The sequence below is a fragment of the Autumnicola musiva genome (assembly GCF_031846585.1).
Classification (GTDB): Bacteria; Bacteroidota; Bacteroidia; order Flavobacteriales; family Flavobacteriaceae; genus Autumnicola; species Autumnicola musiva.
This window is the reverse complement of record NZ_JAVRHK010000002.1, coordinates 40,075-59,115: the sequence shown is the minus strand read 5'-3', so window position 1 is coordinate 59,115 and position 19,041 is coordinate 40,075. Positions and strand designations below refer to the sequence as shown.

At 38.4% G+C, this 19,041-nt stretch carries 17 protein-coding genes and 3 pseudogenes; 6 read left to right on the top strand and 14 right to left on the bottom strand.

Annotation, left to right across the window (positions count from 1 at the left end; translation table 11 throughout):
- Positions 1–22: 22 nt before the first annotated feature.
- The 6 genes from RM539_RS02600 (at position 23) to groL (ending at position 5,263) form a co-directional block, all read left to right on the top strand.
- A complete protein-coding gene (locus RM539_RS02600) occupies positions 23–1,288 on the top strand; it encodes a sigma-54 interaction domain-containing protein (protein ID WP_311501941.1) in 1,266 nt (421 codons plus the stop codon).
- A gap of 70 nt (positions 1,289–1,358) precedes the next feature.
- Positions 1,359–1,862: an LptE family protein gene (locus tag RM539_RS02595; RefSeq protein ID WP_311501940.1), complete on the top strand. Its 504-nt coding sequence runs from the start codon at positions 1,359–1,361 to the stop codon at positions 1,860–1,862.
- A complete protein-coding gene (locus RM539_RS02590; protein WP_311501939.1) occupies positions 1,862–2,779 on the top strand; it encodes a DUF8458 domain-containing protein in 918 nt (305 codons plus the stop codon). The genes RM539_RS02595 and RM539_RS02590 overlap by 1 nt, the downstream gene beginning before the upstream one ends.
- Positions 2,780–2,781: 2 nt before the next feature.
- Positions 2,782–3,114, top strand: a complete 333-nt coding sequence (secG, locus tag RM539_RS02585; protein ID WP_311501938.1) for a preprotein translocase subunit SecG — start codon at positions 2,782–2,784, stop codon at positions 3,112–3,114.
- Between the two features lie 142 nt (positions 3,115–3,256).
- Positions 3,257–3,532, top strand: coding sequence for a co-chaperone GroES (locus RM539_RS02580; protein ID WP_311501937.1), 276 nt, complete (start codon positions 3,257–3,259; stop codon positions 3,530–3,532).
- A 90-nt stretch (positions 3,533–3,622) separates the two neighbouring features.
- Positions 3,623–5,263 (top strand): chaperonin GroEL, encoded by a 1,641-nt coding sequence (gene groL / locus RM539_RS02575; RefSeq protein WP_311501936.1) that lies wholly within the window; start codon positions 3,623–3,625, stop codon positions 5,261–5,263.
- A gap of 109 nt (positions 5,264–5,372) precedes the next feature.
- Here groL and RM539_RS02570 read toward each other — a convergent pair.
- From RM539_RS02570 to RM539_RS02505, 14 genes and pseudogenes are all read right to left on the bottom strand, one after another.
- A pseudogene (locus tag RM539_RS02570) lies at positions 5,373–5,618 on the bottom strand (transposase); the annotation flags it as partial.
- Positions 5,619–5,728: 110 nt separating this feature from the next.
- Positions 5,729–5,878 (bottom strand): hypothetical protein, encoded by a 150-nt coding sequence (locus RM539_RS02565; protein ID WP_311501935.1) that lies wholly within the window; start codon positions 5,876–5,878, stop codon positions 5,729–5,731.
- A gap of 1,281 nt (positions 5,879–7,159) precedes the next feature.
- Positions 7,160–8,161, bottom strand: coding sequence for a BT_3987 domain-containing protein (locus RM539_RS02560; protein ID WP_311501934.1), 1,002 nt, complete (start codon positions 8,159–8,161; stop codon positions 7,160–7,162).
- Between the two features lie 17 nt (positions 8,162–8,178).
- A complete protein-coding gene (locus RM539_RS02555; RefSeq protein ID WP_311501933.1) occupies positions 8,179–9,336 on the bottom strand; it encodes a DUF1735 and LamG domain-containing protein in 1,158 nt (385 codons plus the stop codon).
- Positions 9,337–9,369: 33 nt separating this feature from the next.
- Complete coding sequence (locus tag RM539_RS02550; RefSeq protein ID WP_311501932.1) at positions 9,370–10,404, bottom strand: glycoside hydrolase family 18; 1,035 nt, start codon at positions 10,402–10,404, stop codon at positions 9,370–9,372.
- A 27-nt stretch (positions 10,405–10,431) separates the two neighbouring features.
- Positions 10,432–12,048 (bottom strand): RagB/SusD family nutrient uptake outer membrane protein, encoded by a 1,617-nt coding sequence (locus RM539_RS02545; RefSeq protein ID WP_311501931.1) that lies wholly within the window; start codon positions 12,046–12,048, stop codon positions 10,432–10,434.
- Between the two features lie 20 nt (positions 12,049–12,068).
- The gene (locus tag RM539_RS02540; RefSeq protein WP_311501930.1) at positions 12,069–15,086 is read right to left on the bottom strand and encodes a SusC/RagA family TonB-linked outer membrane protein; all 3,018 of its coding nucleotides are present in this window, start codon (positions 15,084–15,086) and stop codon (positions 12,069–12,071) included.
- Between the two features lie 468 nt (positions 15,087–15,554).
- Positions 15,555–15,855, bottom strand: a pseudogene (locus RM539_RS20060) (family 20 glycosylhydrolase); the annotation flags it as partial.
- Between the two features lie 335 nt (positions 15,856–16,190).
- Positions 16,191–16,853 (bottom strand): glycoside hydrolase domain-containing protein, encoded by a 663-nt coding sequence (locus RM539_RS02530; protein ID WP_311501928.1) that lies wholly within the window; start codon positions 16,851–16,853, stop codon positions 16,191–16,193.
- A gap of 97 nt (positions 16,854–16,950) precedes the next feature.
- Positions 16,951–17,142 carry a hypothetical protein gene (locus RM539_RS02525; RefSeq protein WP_311501927.1) on the bottom strand — a complete coding sequence of 64 codons (192 nt, stop codon included), beginning with the start codon at positions 17,140–17,142 and terminating at the stop codon, positions 16,951–16,953.
- Entirely contained in the window at positions 17,120–17,287 is a 168-nt protein-coding gene (locus RM539_RS02520) for a DOMON domain-containing protein (protein WP_311501926.1), read from the bottom strand. The genes RM539_RS02525 and RM539_RS02520 overlap by 23 nt, the downstream gene beginning before the upstream one ends.
- A pseudogene (locus RM539_RS02515) lies at positions 17,265–17,600 on the bottom strand (arsenosugar biosynthesis arsenite methyltransferase ArsM); the annotation flags it as partial. The pseudogene RM539_RS02515 and the gene RM539_RS02520, both read right to left, overlap by 23 nt.
- A gap of 2 nt (positions 17,601–17,602) precedes the next feature.
- Complete coding sequence (locus RM539_RS02510) at positions 17,603–18,415, bottom strand: purine-nucleoside phosphorylase (RefSeq protein ID WP_311501925.1); 813 nt, start codon at positions 18,413–18,415, stop codon at positions 17,603–17,605.
- A gap of 7 nt (positions 18,416–18,422) precedes the next feature.
- Entirely contained in the window at positions 18,423–19,037 is a 615-nt protein-coding gene (locus RM539_RS02505) for a TIGR04282 family arsenosugar biosynthesis glycosyltransferase (RefSeq protein WP_311501924.1), read from the bottom strand.
- Between the last annotated feature and the right edge of the window lie 4 nt (positions 19,038–19,041).

The following is a 19,041-nucleotide window of genomic DNA, read 5'->3' as shown; positions in this document are numbered from 1 at the left end:
TACTCAATACTGCGAACTTTAAATGGAATCAGTACAAGCAATTAAACAACGGTTTGGCATCATTGGAGATGACCCTAAACTTAACCGCTCCGTAGAAAAGGCCATACAGGTTGCCCCAACAGATATTTCGGTACTGGTTACGGGCGAGAGCGGGGTGGGAAAAGAAAGTGTTCCAAAGATCATACACGCCCTTTCTCATAGAAAACACAATAAATACATTGCGGTGAACTGCGGGGCGATTCCCGAAGGTACTATTGACAGTGAACTTTTTGGACATGAAAAAGGTGCTTTTACCGGTGCCACTCAAACCCGCAGCGGTTATTTTGAAGTGGCCGATGGCGGCACTATTTTTCTTGATGAAGTTGGAGAGCTACCGTTACCTACCCAGGTAAGACTTTTAAGGGTGCTGGAAAACGGTGAATTTATAAAGGTAGGTTCTTCCAAAGTTCAAAAAACGAATGTTCGGATTGTTGCTGCAACCAACATCAATATGTTCGAATCTATTAAAAAGGAGAAATTCCGGGAAGATCTTTATTACCGCCTGAGTACGGTGGAGATCAATCTTCCTCCCCTGCGAGAAAGAAAAGGAGATATTCATTTGCTGTTCAGAAAATTTGCTTCAGATTTCGCCCTGAAGTACAAAATGCCTACCATTAGGCTTGAAGATGACGCGGTGGCATTGCTTCAAAAATATCGCTGGGGCGGTAACATACGTCAGCTACGCAATGTTGCAGAGCAAATTTCAGTATTGGAACAGGAGCGCAGCATTACCGCTGAAAATTTAAAACAATACCTGCCCGATATTGGCAGCAACCTGCCCGCGATTATTTCTGAAAAAAGAAAAGAAGGCGATTTCAGCAATGAAAGGGAAATTCTTTACAAGGTACTTTTTGATATGAAAAATGACCTGAACGACCTGAAAAAACTCACACTTAAATTAATGGAAGATGGTGATTCGCAGAAAGTGCAGGATGAAAATGAATGCCTTATCCAAAAAATTTACGGTGATGATGGTACCGATGTAGATGCTGAAGAGTTGGAAGAAGAGAGAATGGAAGTTTTACAAATTCCGCAAAAAAGTCCGCAATCCGACCTTCAGGAGACTAAAGACAAATATTATTTTGCCGAAGAGATTGAAGAGGAAGAAACACTCTCCCTTCAGGATAAAGAACTGGAACTTATCAAAAAGTCACTTGAGCGCCATGGAGGCAAGCGCAAAGCCGCGGCAGAAGAACTGGGAATAAGCGAAAGAACCCTTTACCGCAAAATCAAACAATATAATTTATAAGTTCAAAGTTAAACACATACGATTCTGCTTAAAAAATGTTTTGAAAATAATGCTTACGGCTTTAAAACTTATGAAAAAAACACTCATAATTCTTTGCTCTACTCTTTTGCTTACACTGCAATCCTGCGGAATTTACTCCTTTACAGGAGCCGATATTGGAAATGCGGAAACTTTCCAGGTAAACTTTTTTGAAAATCAGGCAGACCTGGTAGAGCCCGGAATAGACAGACAATTCACCCTTTCTCTTCAGGACCTGATCCTGAATCAAACCAATCTTAATCTTACTAATGAAAATGGTGAGCTTATTTTTGAAGGGGAAATTGTAGATTATTATATTGCTCCAATGACCGCCACGGCCGATAATACCGCTGCGCAAAACCGTTTGACTATTGCTGTAAATGTTCGTTATTATAATACTTTGGAACCAGAAAAGGATTTTGAAAGAACCTTCTCCTTTTATTATGATTATCCTGCCAACACACAGTTGGTAGGCGGGGTGTTGGAAACTGCAGTTGACGAAATATTCACCCGTATAACCCAGGATATATTTAATGCCGCCCTCACCGATTGGTAATGGAATTAAAGGAAATAACATATTTATTGGAACATCCCGCTAAAGTTGGCGCCAGGGATACTTCCCATCTGGAAGAAATTCTCACCAAATACCCTTATTTTCAGGCTGTAAGGGCGCTAAGGTTAAAAGGTCTAAAAGAGCACCGTTCCTTTAGCTACAATACAGCTTTAAAAAAGACCGCCGCCTATACCGGCGACAGGAGTGTACTTTTTGATTATATCACTTCTCCGGAATTCAATCAAAACCAAATTGCCGAGCAGATTAAGCAGCAGGAAAAACGTCTTAAAGAAATAACAGTTTTTGAAGCGGAAGAGGTTTTTGGCAAACGCAGCATTGCCATAGATGAGGCTATAAAGATGAAACAGTCGGAATCTGAAAGAGTAATGGATCCTGCTTTATTTGAACGCCCGGAAAAACCTCTGCAGAAAGAAGAAGAAATCGAAAAAGGGCAAATTTCAGAAAATTCCTCCGCAGAAGAAGAGCTGGGAATTGGGGAACCATTAAATTTTAACTCTGCGGAATCACATTCTTTTTCAGAATGGTTGCAACTTACTTCAGCAAAACCTGTTATAAGAGAAAATTCTTCAGAAAAAATTTCCAAAGAAGAAATTCATAAAGATGACGAAACAGCCCCTGCCCATACCAAGAATTTTGAACTTATTGATGAGTTTATATCAAAAAGTCCTAAGATTAAACCGGGGAAACCTGCCAATAAAGCCAACCTGGCAGAACGAAATGCCGTTACACCTGAAGCCTTAATGACGGAGACCCTGGCGCGGGTCTATCTTGAACAGAAAAACTATAAAAAAGCAATCCAGGCATATAAAATATTAATTTTGAAAAATCCCGAAAAAAGTGGTTCCTTTGCAGACCAAATTCGGGCAATAGAAAAATTACAAGATAACAATACAGACTGATAATGAGCACATTTACAATTTTTTTGGCTTTAATAGTTATAGTAGCATTTTTGCTAATCGTGGTAATCATGGTACAAAATCCTAAAGGAGGCGGGCTTTCTTCTTCCTTTGGAGGCGGCGGACAGCAGGTAGGTGGTGTACAGAAAACCAATGATTTTCTGGATAAAAGTACCTGGACCCTGGCTACGCTGTTATTGGTCCTCATATTACTTTCTAATGTGACTATTATGGGAGATGGCACTTCTTCTACAGGCGTTTTTGAAAGTGACGAAGATGTAGAGATGAATGTACCGCAACAACCCGCTCCCCAACAACCGGTGGATAATCAGGAATAGAACTCAACTTTATAGTGATATAAATGCCAGCTTATGACAAGCTGGCATTTTTTTTTGATAAATGTCAGTCTTTTTTCACTGGCACAATTTTCGAAATATACAGTGTCAAGTAAAAAAATTAATTAACCTAAATAACATTAAAATGGCACTAAACATTAAACCGCTCTCAGACCGAGTTCTTATTGAGCCTGCAGCAGCTGAAACAAAAACTGCATCGGGGATTTATATTCCTGAAACCGCTAAAGAAAAACCACAAAGAGGAAAAGTTGTGGCAGTAGGTAAAGGAACAAAAGATCACGAGATGACAGTGAATGTTGGAGACATGGTTCTTTACGGCAAGTTTGCCGGTACCGAGCTTAAGCTTGAAGGTACAGACTATTTAATTATGAGAGAAGACGATATCCTTGCGATAGTCTAAATTCTTCTCTGTAGGGGGATCCCGACATAGAAATCAACTGAAAAATTAATCTTTCTTTCCGCTCTGCGGAAATAATAAAATCTTTAAAAAATGGCAAAAGATATAAAATTTGACATTCAGGCACGCGATGGAATTAAGCGCGGTGTGGATGCACTTGCAAATGCAGTAAAAGTAACTTTAGGTCCTAAAGGCCGTAATGTAATTATCAGCAAATCTTTCGGAGCACCAACGGTTACCAAAGATGGTGTTACTGTAGCGAAAGAGATCGAGCTGGAAGACCCGATTGAAAATATGGGTGCGCAGATGGTTAAGGAAGTTGCTTCCAAAACCAACGATCTTGCAGGTGATGGTACTACAACTGCAACTGTTCTTGCCCAGGCTATCGTAAAAGAAGGCCTTAAAAACGTTGCCGCCGGTGCTAATCCTATGGATCTTAAAAGAGGGATAGACAAAGCGGTACAGGCTTTAACTGCAGATTTGGTTAATCAAACCAAAGAAGTTGGAGACTCCTCAGAAAAAATTAAGCAGGTAGCTTCAATTTCTGCCAATAACGACGAGCTTATCGGGGAATTAATAGCTGAAGCTTTTGGAAAAGTTGGAAAAGAAGGTGTTATCACTGTAGAAGAAGCAAAAGGTACTGAGACTTACGTAGATGTAGTTGAAGGTATGCAATTTGACAGAGGATATCTTTCTCCTTATTTTGTTACCAACAGCGAAAAAATGACTGCAGATCTTGAGAGTCCCTATATCTTGTTATTTGACAAGAAGATATCTGCGATGAAAGATCTTCTTCCAATTCTTGAGCCGGTGGCACAATCTGGAAAGCCTCTCTTAATTATTGCTGAAGATGTGGATGGGGAAGCTCTTGCTACTTTGGTAGTTAACAAATTAAGAGGTTCTCTTAAGATCGCTGCCGTAAAAGCTCCTGGTTTTGGAGACAGAAGAAAAGCAATGTTGGAAGATATTGCCCTTTTAACCGGTGGTACTGTAATTTCTGAAGAAAGAGGGTTCACCCTGGAAAATGCTACTATCGATCAATTAGGTACTGCTGAAAAAGTTGCTATAGATAAAGATAATACCACTGTAGTAAACGGTGCCGGAGAGCAAAAAAATATTGAGGAACGTGTAAACCAAATCAAAGCTCAGATAGAGTCTACTACTTCTGATTATGACAGGGAAAAACTACAGGAGCGTCTTGCGAAATTAGCAGGCGGTGTTGCCGTACTTTATGTTGGTGCTGCTTCTGAAGTAGAAATGAAAGAGAAGAAAGACCGAGTAGACGATGCCCTTCATGCAACCCGTGCGGCTGTGGAAGAAGGAATTGTAGCCGGTGGTGGTGTGGCATTAGTTCGTGCCATTAAAGCTCTTCAATCTTTGAAAGCTGAAAACGCAGATGAAGGTACAGGAATCCAGATAATTGCCCGCGCTATCGAATCTCCATTAAGAACTATCGTTGAAAATGCAGGCGGAGAAGGATCTGTGGTTATTAACAAAGTAATTGAAGGCGAAAAAGACTTTGGTTACGATGCTAAAACCGATACTTTTGTTGATATGATGAAAGCCGGTATTATAGATCCTAAGAAAGTAACCCGTGTAGCTCTTGAAAACGCTGCATCTGTTGCCGGAATGATCCTTACTACAGAATGTGCATTAATAGACATCCCTGAAGACAATGCCGGAGGCGGTGGAATGCCACAAGGAATGGGTGGCGGAATGCCAGGAATGATGTAAGATAGAAGTTAGACTTTCTAATATTCAAAGAACCCGCTTCAATTGTTTGAAGCGGGTTCTTTGTTTCAATCCTCCAAGGTCTTTTTCTGACCTTGTAATCCGATTTCGATTATAAAATAGCCAGCTGTTGTGTTTGGATAGTTTGAGATTTGATCGATGGTTTTTTGCGCAGGAAACTATAGGTTATAAGCCTACAGATAAAGTTTGTCATAAAGTTGCCGAAGCTCCTGTGCCTTGAATGCTCAATCTGGCATATATTCTCGGGTTCATCGTTTACAGTCTCTATAATAGAACGCTTTCTCAGCAGTATTTTGTCCGAGAGTGTCATCAGCGAATTCTTCACATTGTTCCTTATCTAGGTTATCAGGTGCACCCCCATCGACGCAATGGACTTGCAGGAAAAAGTCTGATAGTTTTTAAAAACCTTGCACATCCTCTCTATCGGATATAAATGTTTATAGCTGGCTATAAATCCATAGATTTCCCATCGCTCTTGGAGAAGATGTGCACGGCCTTTTTTAATATTTCAAGTTCAAGTTCCTTTTCTTTAAGGGCTTTGCGAAGTCTTTTAAGCTCTAAAGTATCATCGGGTATTGGTTTTTCAGGCTTAGGCAATGTAGCTGTTTTAGCTGCCTTGCGCCATTTGTAGATCCTTTGGACTTCTGCCTAGTTCATCTGCTAATTCTTTTATATTCTCGCGCTGGTAACTTAAACGAACTGCTTGCTCCTTTAATTCGGGACTGTAAAATCGTTTTTTCATGGTTCTTAGATATTTGTTTGGTAACAAACGGTCTTAAATTTTATGTCCGAATAAAAGTAGCAACTCCAATTGGGACGGCACCTCCATTGTGGCCACCTTCAGAAATCCCATAAGCTGCAAAATGTTTTAAGATGGCAACAACAACATGCTTTCCGTTCTTGAGACTTCCCCGGTCTCTTCCTAGAAACCGGTAAAGATAGATTTTCCCATTTCTGAAATTAGATAAGGATCCTCCCCAAAAGTTTCCTCCACACAGAACCATCTTGGCTCCCTAGGCACAAATTTCTTCAGCAATGGCTTCTGCCATTTGTAGCTTTGGGTTCCAGGTGCGGGCCTCGCTTATAGCAGTTGGAAAAACGGTAGTCACAATGCCCATATGCCCATGCATAGCTTCTTCTTACAATAACAATGGAATCTCTAAACGGCTATTTTCAATGGCATTGGTTCCTTTAGCAGCTTCTTTTGGGTAGAGCCCATTTTCCAGTGTTTTCTGTGTCTAGGGATCTGCTCTTTGCAATCCCTATAAACCACCAATATGCCTGGTCTATATTTCTTCTTTATAAAATCTGCTTATTGCCGCATTTTTACCGTTCTTGGTGTACATCTTCCAACCCAAGGGCATAGTAAGCTGCCCTACTTTTTCTTCTAATGTCATTAAAGAAACTAAGTTTTCCACCCTCACCCCTATTCTGCGCCAAATCTTTATATAATTGATTACTGATATCCTGAGCAGTAAGAAAATTTTGAAACTAGTAGAACACAAAAATAAATTTTCTTCATCTATCTTCTGAAATTAAAAAAGGGAAACCGGTTGGTCATTTACCAATCGGTTTCCTTTGGCTAATCAATGAAATTAGTATTTAATAATGATTTTTGATGTTTTTTTCTGCCCTAGGAATTATCAGTAACCATTCAGTAATTTTAATTTAAAAAATTAAAGTGCTGATTATATAAAACTTAACAACAGTAAAATTATACTCTAATAGTTCTGAGATTCTATTCAATATTTTTTTATCTTTTCCAAGACCTTTATTATGCGAAAGTAGATATCTAAATATTTAAGGTTGATTTAATTTTGCCGAGAATTCGCGACAATTATTTTAGTAAAATGTAAAAAGTTTAATGTTTAAAAGAAGTTATTGATATATATCGAAAGTAGACATAATTACATAAGATGAAGAAGACCATCCCTCAATACCCAATTTTAAATAACGACCAGTTACCGGCGCGTAAAATTTTATATATTGATAACTGGAAGAGGTTGATAATCCAGCCGTACCTTGGGAAATCCAAGTCTCTCCATCATTACTTGTTGAAACATGTATAGAAGTCAATGAGAAATTTGAACTATAACTGTTAAAACGAATAGCTTTAATATCAGTATATTCAATTCCTAGATCTACAATCAATTCAGTCTCCTGAGCCGGGCTAATGAACCAATAGTCACTTACATCTGGATTAAACATATTTTCTAATAAACCTGCTGAAACAGGAACATCTGTTGTAGCTGTCCAGGTAGATTTATCCTCAACAACTTCACCTTCCATATCCTCTTCTACCGCCCCGTCATATACATTAGTCTCTAAGGTATTTATCATTAAATAAACAGTATTGAGATTTGTACTAATTTCTGCATTTCCTGCATCTTCCAAAGAGGAAATTGTTATTGGGACCAAGTAGTTTTCTTCGGTTAACTGAGAATAGCTTTCTGATGGAACTGATAAGGAAATTGAGTCAGAAGATTGAAAATTCCCTTGATTGATAGTTAGTGATGGCACTTCAAGATTTACCATACCCTCTGGCACCGTACTAAAGTTGGTTCCATTTTCTAAATTGTAGTTATCAACTAAAGTATTATTGACCTCAAAATTCACCATAACATCTGAGGATGTCCTTAATGTAGATCGAACTGGAAATTTAGCAAAGACTCCTTCACTTATATATCCTACCGGCGTAGATACTACAGATGTATTAAAACCATTATAATTGTTTACCATTTGGGTTCCTGAGTTTACGAAGATTCTATTTGTAGTATCACCTTCAAAATCGTAATTGGTATCATCACTACTGCATGCACCTATTGTGAACATAGCTATTAACCCAATAAAATTTAAGATTTTACTTGCTATATTTTTCATAATAAATAGTTTTATTTTTATTGAGCACATTGGTTATCATCGGTATTCCACACTACTTCATTGGACCAATCCATATCACGCCCATTTCCCGTATTATCGTAAAATACATTTCCTTCGCCTTCATTAAGTTTCCAGTATGCTAGAAGACCTTCTGCAGATGGATCGACTGCACATAGCCCTGCCTGGATTTCATTTAAAGATAAAGCTCTATTCCAAAATCTTATTTCAGCTACGCTTCCTAAAAATCTTTGGGAATATTCATAACCGCCATAAGACATCCCCAATTCCAGTGCAGCGAGAACATATTGCTGCCCCGAACCACTAAAGCGGCTATCTAATGATCCATTCACATAAAGTCTATAATCTGAACCATCATATACACATGAAATTGTATACCATGTATCTGTAGCAAATCGGGTTTCTGAAAAAGTTGCTCCTTCTGCACTTACCCATTGCAATTGATTAACATCACTTCCTGCTTCCCCAAAACGCAAAAGGTTTGGTAAGGATTCATCTACAGGACCCCAGTTAGATAAACGGCTGATGGGGGGTTGACCCGAATGCCATTCATCAATTTTACAACGTATTTCATAAGTAAATTCCGTAATTCCTGTTATAGGCTCACTAAATTGATAAGTATCATAGAAATCGGGATTGGATATATCTACGGCATTAAAATCTATGACCCTGGAAACCCGAAGGTATACGGTTCTTGAAGCTTCCAGTACTTTCATTCTTCCCTGTCCAGAAATTGTTACCGGGATAATATAATTTCTTCCTTCTACAAAATTTTCAGTTGAGGTTATAGTAACAGTTACGGGATCTGATACTGCTGTACCTGATAAAATTTGAGAACTGTTTGAAGAAATTTCATAACTCCCTTCAGGTACAAACTCATAATTAGCATTATTTTCTTCATTATAAATTGGAACCATATCTGGATCTACATTAAAGTTAACATTGACATCTTGTGTAACTCTCGCAGTGGAACTTGCCGTTATGGAGAAAGTTGCTGGCGCTTCTTCTACCGCAAACCTCAATACGTTATTTTCTTCTGTACCGGTTATGAGTATTACGTCCTGAAAATCTACAAAATCATCGCAGGAACTCAGGATTGTAAGCACAGCACAAAGCATTATCGCACTAATCAATTTTATATTATATTTTATCTTCATCTTCTTTATTTTTTCAGGTTATTTTTGGCTTATTTACCTAACAGCAGGATTTGCTGCCTGAATGCTTTGCCGCACATTTTGATAAGGAGGATAATTAATATAATCCCTTCCAAAATAAAATCCTCCAAAACCTCCTTTTTCTCCCTGCCTGGGGTTCCAACGCGCCATTCCTTCAAGAGAATAAATTTGCTCACCATCTTCATTCATTGTATTTCCATCAGCTTCGGTAAACGGTGCTCCCCCTGTTTCGTACCATTCTCCAAGATTTTCGGTAACTATAAATTTTTCTGTTGGAAGCCAGTCACTTACCTGATTATACCTGGATTGAAGATATTGGGCTGAAGTTGATGTTCTTCCTTGAGTATAAGCCTGGTTTACCAAATAATTTATATAAGGCTCCACAGAGGGAGGTGGTGTTTGGTTATAATAATCAATGATTAAATATTTATCTGGATTTTCAGACATTGGGCCTAAACGGTTACCAATGTACTCCACGAGGGTCGCAAAATTTTCTCCTGCAATCCAGTCGCCCTCTGGCTCATAATCAAGATCTAACCCATCGAGATCATTGTCAAACACCATTCCCATTAGATAATCTCCATAATCTCTTATACCTTCTTCAGATAATTCCAGCCAACTATATCCCTCCATTCTAGTAATTTCCACCACAAGCATTTTGGTGCCCTTTACTTCCTGCGCAAAACGCATTTCTTCATAAGCAATTGGATTATAGCTGCTTAAGGAATCGTCTTCCCTTAAAGAAGGAATACCGAACCAAAGGCTCAGGAAATCCAGACTATCTGGCACTCCTGCAATATGTTCACCCATAGAAGGGGATTGCCTATAACCTGCTGTCACGCCCTCTAATTGCCCTGGAGCTGCGTACCAACCGTAAAAAACTTGGTGATCTGATTCTTTATAGGCTCTTAAGCTTTCGTAATACTCCTCACTATAGGTGTATGGCCTTTCAATATTCAATGCTTCAGGATCTGTATCGCAAGCTAGAAATATCCCTGATAAACAAATCGATATAAAAAAAGCTAATAAGTAATATCTTCTTTTTTTCATTATTTTCAAGATTTTATTTTTTTACTATTAATTTACATCCCACCAAAGTCTGGTTCCTCCATTATCAGCTCCGCGCAATAAAGAAACTCCAACATTGACCCCGGCAGAATTATTTTGATATTCCTGAGAAGGAAACGGTAGTCTGCGTATTTGTTCAGAAGTACTGATAAGGCCACCGCTGTTATTAATTACAACGGGGAAAACATGAGGATAACCAGTACGTCTAAATTCTGACCAGGCTTCCTGACCATCAGGATAAATTGCAATCCATTTTTGTGTTATGATTCTCTCCAGATTTTTTTCAAAGCTGGCCATATCATCCCACTGGATTGTAATATCACTCACTAAATCGCTTGAAGCTCCTACGCTATTTCCGTTACTAACAGGATCGGTATAACCAATAGGCTGGCTAGTACCATCACTTAAATAGGCTTCTACATTGCCCGATGCCCCGCTAATGTTAAAAGAAATTCTTATCCCTTCTTCATATAAATCTCTGGCTTCACCTCCCATGTTCCATCCTCGTAAATTGCCTTCAGCACGTAAAAAATACACCTCAGCAGGATTCATCCATATAATATCAGCATTCGCTGAAATATTTAAATTTGAAAAAGGGCCATCCGCATAGTCAGATTTACTGTTAATATTAATACCATTACGAATACCAATATACTCCCCATCTTGGTTAGGATCAAAATATTGGGCGATTCTTGGGTCATTATAACCCTCAAGGTAAGATTCCATTTCAGCTCCCATCCTTACATCGTCAAAATTGTGACTTATAATATACAGAGGATGGTTATAGTTGAAGTCATCACCACGATTAAGCGCAGCAATGTCTGAAGCACTCGTCATTACACCCATTGGATGACTAATTGCAGATTCAGCCTCAGTTTGGGCCTTTGAAGGATCTACATCTACAATACGAATAGCAAGCCTAAGTTTTAAAGAATTTCCAAATCTTATCCACTGCTCAACATTTCCATTATAAATGTAATCGTAATCATCTAATACGGTTGCATCTGGTGAGCCTATGTTAAAATTCGTTAGAATCTCAATGGCTTCATTTAATTCATCAAAAAAGGAATAATAAATTTCCTGCTGGCTATCATAATCATTTTGTAAAGCACCACTTCCAAAATTAAGATATGGTAAAGGCCCATACATGTCTGTAATACGATGCAAAGCCTCTATTTTTACGATGGTAGCAACTGCATAAACCTGTGGAAGCTCTTCCTCTGCACTATTTCTAATAGAATTCCATGCAGGCATCACATCTACAAACGCCCTGCTGAAGGCCTGCCCGTACCATTGCGGAATCAAAGCGTAAGTAGTGTTGTTTGCTCCAGAATACCAGTTATTAGTTGCTCCCATGTACCCGGAAAAAACATCACCCGCAAGGTTTTGCATAGTTTGATATACTTCATCCCCAAATTCAGGTTGCTGTGCAATAGGGAAAACATTTCTTTGCATCTGCACAAAAAAAGATCCTGTTGAAAGGTTGTCGTACCCCAACATTTCTTCTGTGGTTTCGTAAGGATTTGTATTATAATCCTCAAAATTGTCGGTGCAGGCAGTGAAAAGTAAAGCACTTAAAGCACCAATAAGAGGCATCTTATTATTCAAAATTTTATATATTTTCATTTCTATGAATTTAATATTTATTAAAACCTTCCTCTAACCGAAAAACCGATCCCTTGTAGACTAGGCTGCATAAAATAATCTACGCCTTGATAATAAGTTCCTGTATTTGCAGTGGCTTGTGGATCAAACGGTGCCTTGTTGTAAAACATAAATAAGTTACGTCCTATTAGGGAGAAATTGAGATTCTTCAATCCAAGAAACTTATTTTCAAAATCCAGGTTATATCCCAGGGACACTTCAGCCAACCTTACATTGGTTGCACTATAAACATAGCGTGAGCCAATTCCTGATGTGCCGCCACCAACAACTTGATAATAGCTTTGTGAGGGCACTCGGAATCCATTTACGAGAACACCACCGTCATCTCTGGCCTGCGCTGATGCCTCAGAAACCCCATAGGCATCCATAATTGCCTGTGTAACCGAAACTACTTCACCACCAACCCTGGCATTGACTAAAAACCCCAAATTAAAACCCTTATATTCAAAGGAATTTCTAAACCCTATCATATAATCAGGATTGGAATTTCCTGCTTTCACAAATCTTTCTTGATCCGGTGAAACGCTATAATTCATAGGATTTACATAAATATAACCTTGAGCATCCCTCCTTAAGGTGTTTACATAAATATCGCCCATTGATCCGCCTTCGGTCAAAATCATCCTATAACTTCCGGTGCCTCCCATGTTTAAACTATCAAGAGAAACAGTTTCACCAGTCTCTTCTATAGTATAAGAAGGTAATAATTGTTCAATTTTATTTCTGTTAAGTGAATAGGTAAGATTCGAAGACCACTTTAAATCTCCAAATTCCTGATCATAACCTACAGAAAGCTCAATACCTTTATTGTCTATTTGCCCTGCATTAACATAGAAACTATCATACCCTGAACTTGATGAAAGTGAAGGATTAAACAATTGATTATAGGTAGATGAGGTGTAAGCTGTTAAATCGATCTTTAACCTATTCCATAACCTGGCATTAATACCTACCTCAAAAGATTCTGTTCGTTCTGGTTCTAAACCTGTTGCAGGAAGAAAAGTACTTGTTTGCGGGTATCCATTAATAACCGGGTAAGTTGCTATAGAGATATAGCGCTGGGGCGCATTTCCTACCTCACTATATGAAGCCCTGGCTTTTAAATATGAAAATGTATCAGAATTAAAATCAAATAAATCTGAAACTATAGCGGATAGTCCTACAGAAGGATAAAAAATGGAGTTTGCATCGGTATTTGCCAGGGCAGACACCCAATCGTTTCTGGCAGAAACATCAAGAAAAGCCATATTTTTATACCCAACCTGAGCTGTTGCGAATATTGCCTGCGTTTGGTCATGATATCCATTTTGTAAAGTTTCAGCCTGATTAAGGTTTATATTATGTAACGCAAATAAATTTGGTACTCCTTGAAGATTGCCACCGAAGGTGGAAAAATCATATTCCACATCCTGTAAGCTCGCCCCGATATTTGCTGAAATTGAGAAATCTTCCACCTGCTTGTTCATATTCATTATAACATCGGTGTATAATTGCCTTGTATCAGCATTCTGCCTATAGTAAGCTCCATTTTCACCTGCAAATAAACCAGCCGTAGAGGCATAGTATTTCCTTTCGTTTAATGCATTATTTCTGTCGAATTTCACCCTTCCAGTTATGCTGATCCCTTCATATATATCATAATTTAAAGATCCGCTCATCAAATATCTATTCTTATCATTATTGAAGATGTTTCTTTGGGTAATCCAGTATGGGTTTTGCATCTGAAACCCCTGATCGCCAAAAGGCCAATACTGTGTTTGGAAATTTCGAGTAGGGTTATACCGTTCAAAAACCTGATATTTTCTAATATCTCTTCCCGGAGGAAATAGATATATAGGTATTAATGGATTAAAATATTGACCCTGTGCTAGCATGTTTTGCTCTTCGGTATACATATACATGGCAGTAATATCCATGGATAATTTATCATCAAGAAAATTACTGGTGTTCCTGAATGAGAAGTTATACCTGTCCAAATTATTGTTATTTATAATACCTTCCGCAGCTACAGAAGAAGCCGAAAAATAGGTCTGATTTTTATCTGTACCTGTTGAAATACTAACTGAATTTGTTACATTGAACCCAGTTTGGAAAAAATCAGTTGGATCGTAAGAACTTGGCTCAGAAAGTTCATCCCCCCAACTGGAATAGCTACCTGCTTCAGTAACACCATAAAGGTTTTGAAAGTCGGGCAACACAAAAGGAGAAAAGAAAGTGGTATTATTTGAAAAATTCACAGTCATTCCTTCTTCCTGACCACTTTTTGTGGTGACCATTACAACACCATTAGCAGCGGCACTACCATACAGAGCTGCTGCTGCAGGTCCACTCAACACTGTTACAGATTCTATGTCTTCAGGATTAAAAATTGAAATTCCATCCCCTGTTTGGCCAGCTCCAGAAAAAATGTCAGATGGTTGATCAGACTGCAGTGAAGGCAGCGGAATACCGTCTACTACATACAATGCATTATTATTACCTGAAATTGATTTTGTACCACGCATTACCACCCTTGCAGAACCACCAATACCGGTAGAACTGGTACTTATGTTCACACCGGCAACTTTACCCGCAAGGCTATTTATGAAATTGGCATCCTTAACCTGTACTATTTCCTGCGACTCAATTTCTTGCACATTGTATGCCAGTGCTCTCTCTTCCCTTTTTATCCCCAGTGCTGTCACCACCACTTCGTCCAAAGCTTCCGTATTTATTTGCATCTCAACATTTAATTCTCCAGAAGTCACAGGAACTTCTTGGGTTTCATAACCAATCATAGAAAACACCAGAATGGTATTTTCCCCAACTGCTAATGAAAAATCCCCATTAAAATCTGTAGAAGTTCCATTAGAGGTTCTTTTTTCCATAACTGTAACTCCCGGCAATGGCATGCCGCTTCCCACTTCAGTAACAATTCCACTGACAGTTTGTTCCTGTGCCGAAATAATTTGAGGCAATCCCAAACCAATACACAATAAAAAAAATATTTTTTTGACCATACGTATAACTAATTTGATTCTGATAAGCACTTAAATTTCGCTAAAACCAATATTTATTAATTTTATCTTAAATATTAGTAAAAACTTAACTACTTTAAAATTATTTCGACGGACAACATCTCTCCATAGCTAAACAACTTTTATTTAAAAATCGTTTTGATTAATGGAATAAATACATTTTTTAGCTTTATTTGAATCATACACTAATTAATTTAATTAAAAAATCATTGAATCAGTATTTTTTTTAGAAAAGTCTTATGTTATGAAATTGATAAGGAAATTTTTGAAAACCTTGTTATTTATTAATCTTTAGGTTTAGATTTTCTGTAGAAGGTTGATTCTATGGTCAAGGTTTCACAGGAAAAATAATTCTCATCGAGATGAACGTTGATTTTCTGAAAAGATGGCTTGACCAGAGTATAAACCGGCTGCGAGGGAACCAAGTCCTTTTTCCTTAATCCTGCGCTAGCAATCCGGACAGATTTTCCAGTTGGTTTTTATGGCTTCATCTCCGCCTACGTGAATATATTTTCCTGAAACAGTTCCATGACTTCTGTAAGAACCTCTTCCAGAAACTTAAAAGTGGAATCCTTTCCTGCGCAGTAAATGCTGGTAATTGGCCAGATACCGTCTGAGGATACCGCAATAGGCTCACCGGCACAGGACCACCACGGGTAAGCAGCAATGGTACACATTACGGGTGTCGGCATTTCTATTTCAGGAGTTACGCGGATTCTTTTTCCTGCGCATAGGCTACTATTTCTTTGATACCAGAACCAAATCTTCTTCTTAAAAGAAGGATTTTTTTCGCCACAGCTTGTAGCAGTAATTAGAATAAAAAAGCAATATTTTAACCAATTTCATAAAATCGTGGTTTAGGTTTTATTCTGTCATAAATCGGAAACAATTTTCGTTACAATGATGCTGCACTTGTTTCAGCATCTCATATGTTATTTTCCAATAAGCCCTGAATTAGGTAAGGATGACTTTATCTTCAAATAATTAATTAAAAATCAATAAATTATATTCGGCTCCGGCGTTTTCAGCATATCATCTACCGGTTCGTTTATCATTTCAAAATAGTAAATCTCCACCGCTCGTAATTTATTTATGGGTAATATATTTCAATTTGATATTCGCAACAAATTGATTTTCCGGGCTAAAAATGGTTGTTCTTACGACAAATTTCTTATCATCTTCTAACTGAATTTTAGCCTGCTCAGATAAAGGGGCTCCTAATAAATAAGTACCCTGCGCCGGATTTACGAGATAAAATCTTGGCGAACTGAAGATATACCAGGAAAACATTTGCCCGCAATCTCCATTTCCGCAGTGCCCTTTAGGCTCGTTTTTGTATTGTTCAGTAAGGATTTCATGAACCAGCCGCTGGATTTCTGACGGTATGCCCATATAATCATATAGATAAGTCACATGATGGCTGGGCTCATTTCCATGGACATACTGGCCAATCATTCCGCTACTAAAAATAGGCGATTTATCTCCCCTTTTCGGATACCAGTTAAACATGGAATCCAGTTTCTGAGTAAAGCATTCTTTTCCTCCGGTCTTTTGGATTAGCCCCGGAATATCCTGCGGCACAAAAAGGCTATCTTCAGGAAAGGTGAATCGCTGGATTCCGGTTCTTTGTGTTGCTGTAAGTTCAGCCTTTATATCATAATCTAAAAGCTGTACCGCATAATATCTTGGAGAGGCTTCTTCACACTCATGGTTGAATTGGGAAAATGGCTTTTGATTATTTTCCTTCATCGTTTTATAAAGTTAAGGTTTTTAATTATTACCCTTAACTTAGTGTCCCACCAAATGTAGCAAGATCATGTTTGGGCACGATATAATTCATACATTTTCAGCGAATATATTCATCTTCAGGAATAGCTGAAGGTTTTTTATCGCTAAAATAAACGTAGTCCCAATGCTCCGGCTTATGCATATTGATGCCATGCAGAGCCCATACCCAATTGTACTCCGGCAAAAAATTTCCGTTCTCATCCTTCTTCCTGGAAGAAGTACCATTTTCAAGAACGTGGTCCCATAACACGTGAGAAATTCATACGCCAAAAATAATTTACCGGAATTTCACCACTGTTGCTGGCTTCTGTCAAAACTTCCCAGGGCATCACGATTTCTACTTCCCAGGAATTATCAATATCTCCGGGATTATTCATTCTGAAGTTCAGCTTCATTAAAATTCTTTCTTGAAGCCTCCAGCATTTCATCAACAGAATCTACCCCTATAACACCATTTTCTTTCCGTGAAAAATAAGCGAACTGAAGCAGTTCCATTCCGCCGCCAACGCCAACATATAATATACTGGGATTATTGGAAAGATCTCTGGGGTGCACGGTGCTGCCGCAACCGTAGTTCATCTCCTGCATGATTTTAGGAATTTTAAGGCCAGGTAATTCCCAAACAGGATTTGTGGTGCAGCATAATCCCACGTCGGGAGTCAATGCAGCGTCACGGTAAACGTTTCTGGTGGTTTCAAGGTAGCTCATATTTACAGTGCTTTAATTACTTCTTTAAAAAGTGTGATCATTTGCGGTTCGGCTTTTGCAGCCATAGCCAGAATATCGTTAATATCTACAGGTTCTAAATCATCAGGATTACCTTCATCTGTAATCACCGACACCGCGGAAACCGGAATTCTTAAATGATTGGCAACAATAACTTCAGGAACGGTACTCATACCCACGGCATCTGCACCTATTATTTTGAGGTAACGATATTCTGCCCGGGTTTCCAGTTGCGGCCCCAAGACAGCGGTATAAATACCTTTGTGCAGGGTGATACCGTTATTTTTGGCGGCAGTTTCCAATAAATTATTCATTTCAAGATTATAAGGTTGGCTCATATCCACAAAGCGCTCGCCCAGATGTTCCACTCCATTAAAAGCCAGGGGAGAACCGCCCTGCAGGTTGATATGATCGTCTATAAGCATGATTTCACCTTTTTTGAAGTTTAAGTTGATGGAACCGGAAGCATTAGAAATCAGTAATTTATGTATGCCTAAATGTTTCATTACCCTTACCGGATAGGTGACATCCTGCAGGGTATAACCCTCATATAAGTGGAACCTACCCTGCATTACGACTACTTTTTTACCTTCCATGCTTCCGTAGATCAGTTTTCCTTTATGGAATTCAACAGTGGCAGTAGGAAAATAAGGTATATGGTTATAGCTTACTTCTGATTCAATTTCAATTTCCTCCACAAGTTTTCCCAGGCCGCTTCCTAAAATTATTCCAATTTCAGGCGCATCAAAGCCTTTGGACTTGAGAAAATCTGTAGATTCTGCTATTTCTTTAATCATAAATTCATTATTTTAAAAATTTACTGAAGGTAGGGTGGTCTTTAATGTCTGAATACACATCTACATCATTACGCTCTTCGAGTAATTTAATTTGGTTGTTTTTTATATCTTCAAGGGTAGATTCTAAGACTGAATTGCTGCCCCAGGCCTTATTTTTAAATAAATCGGGATTTAGGGATTTCATTCCTAATAAATAGTAACCTCCGTCACTCGCCGGGCCTATAACATAATCGTTCTTCTTAAGTTCATCAAAAGCCAGCTCCAGGTCCTGTTGTTTAAGATCGTAGATGTCGCTTCCAATAATAATTATTTCGCGAAACCCTGCAAGAAAACCTTCTTTAAAAGCATTTTCCATTCGTTCTCCAAGATCCTTTCCCTTCTGAATTTTTTTTTCATAGATATTTTCTTTCCAATTATCGTTGCCCGGGATTACTTCAGAAAAGAAAACCTGCTTTTTTACAGGCAGATTTTTTGTAATAGAAACCGTGTGGTCCAGGAGAAATTTATAAATATCCAGGGCTGCGTCATTCCCGATATCCTTGGCCAACCGGGTTTTAACTTTCCCTGGTTCGGGATTTCGGGTAAAAATTAGAAGTAAACGCTTTTCTTTATTTTGCTGCATTTAA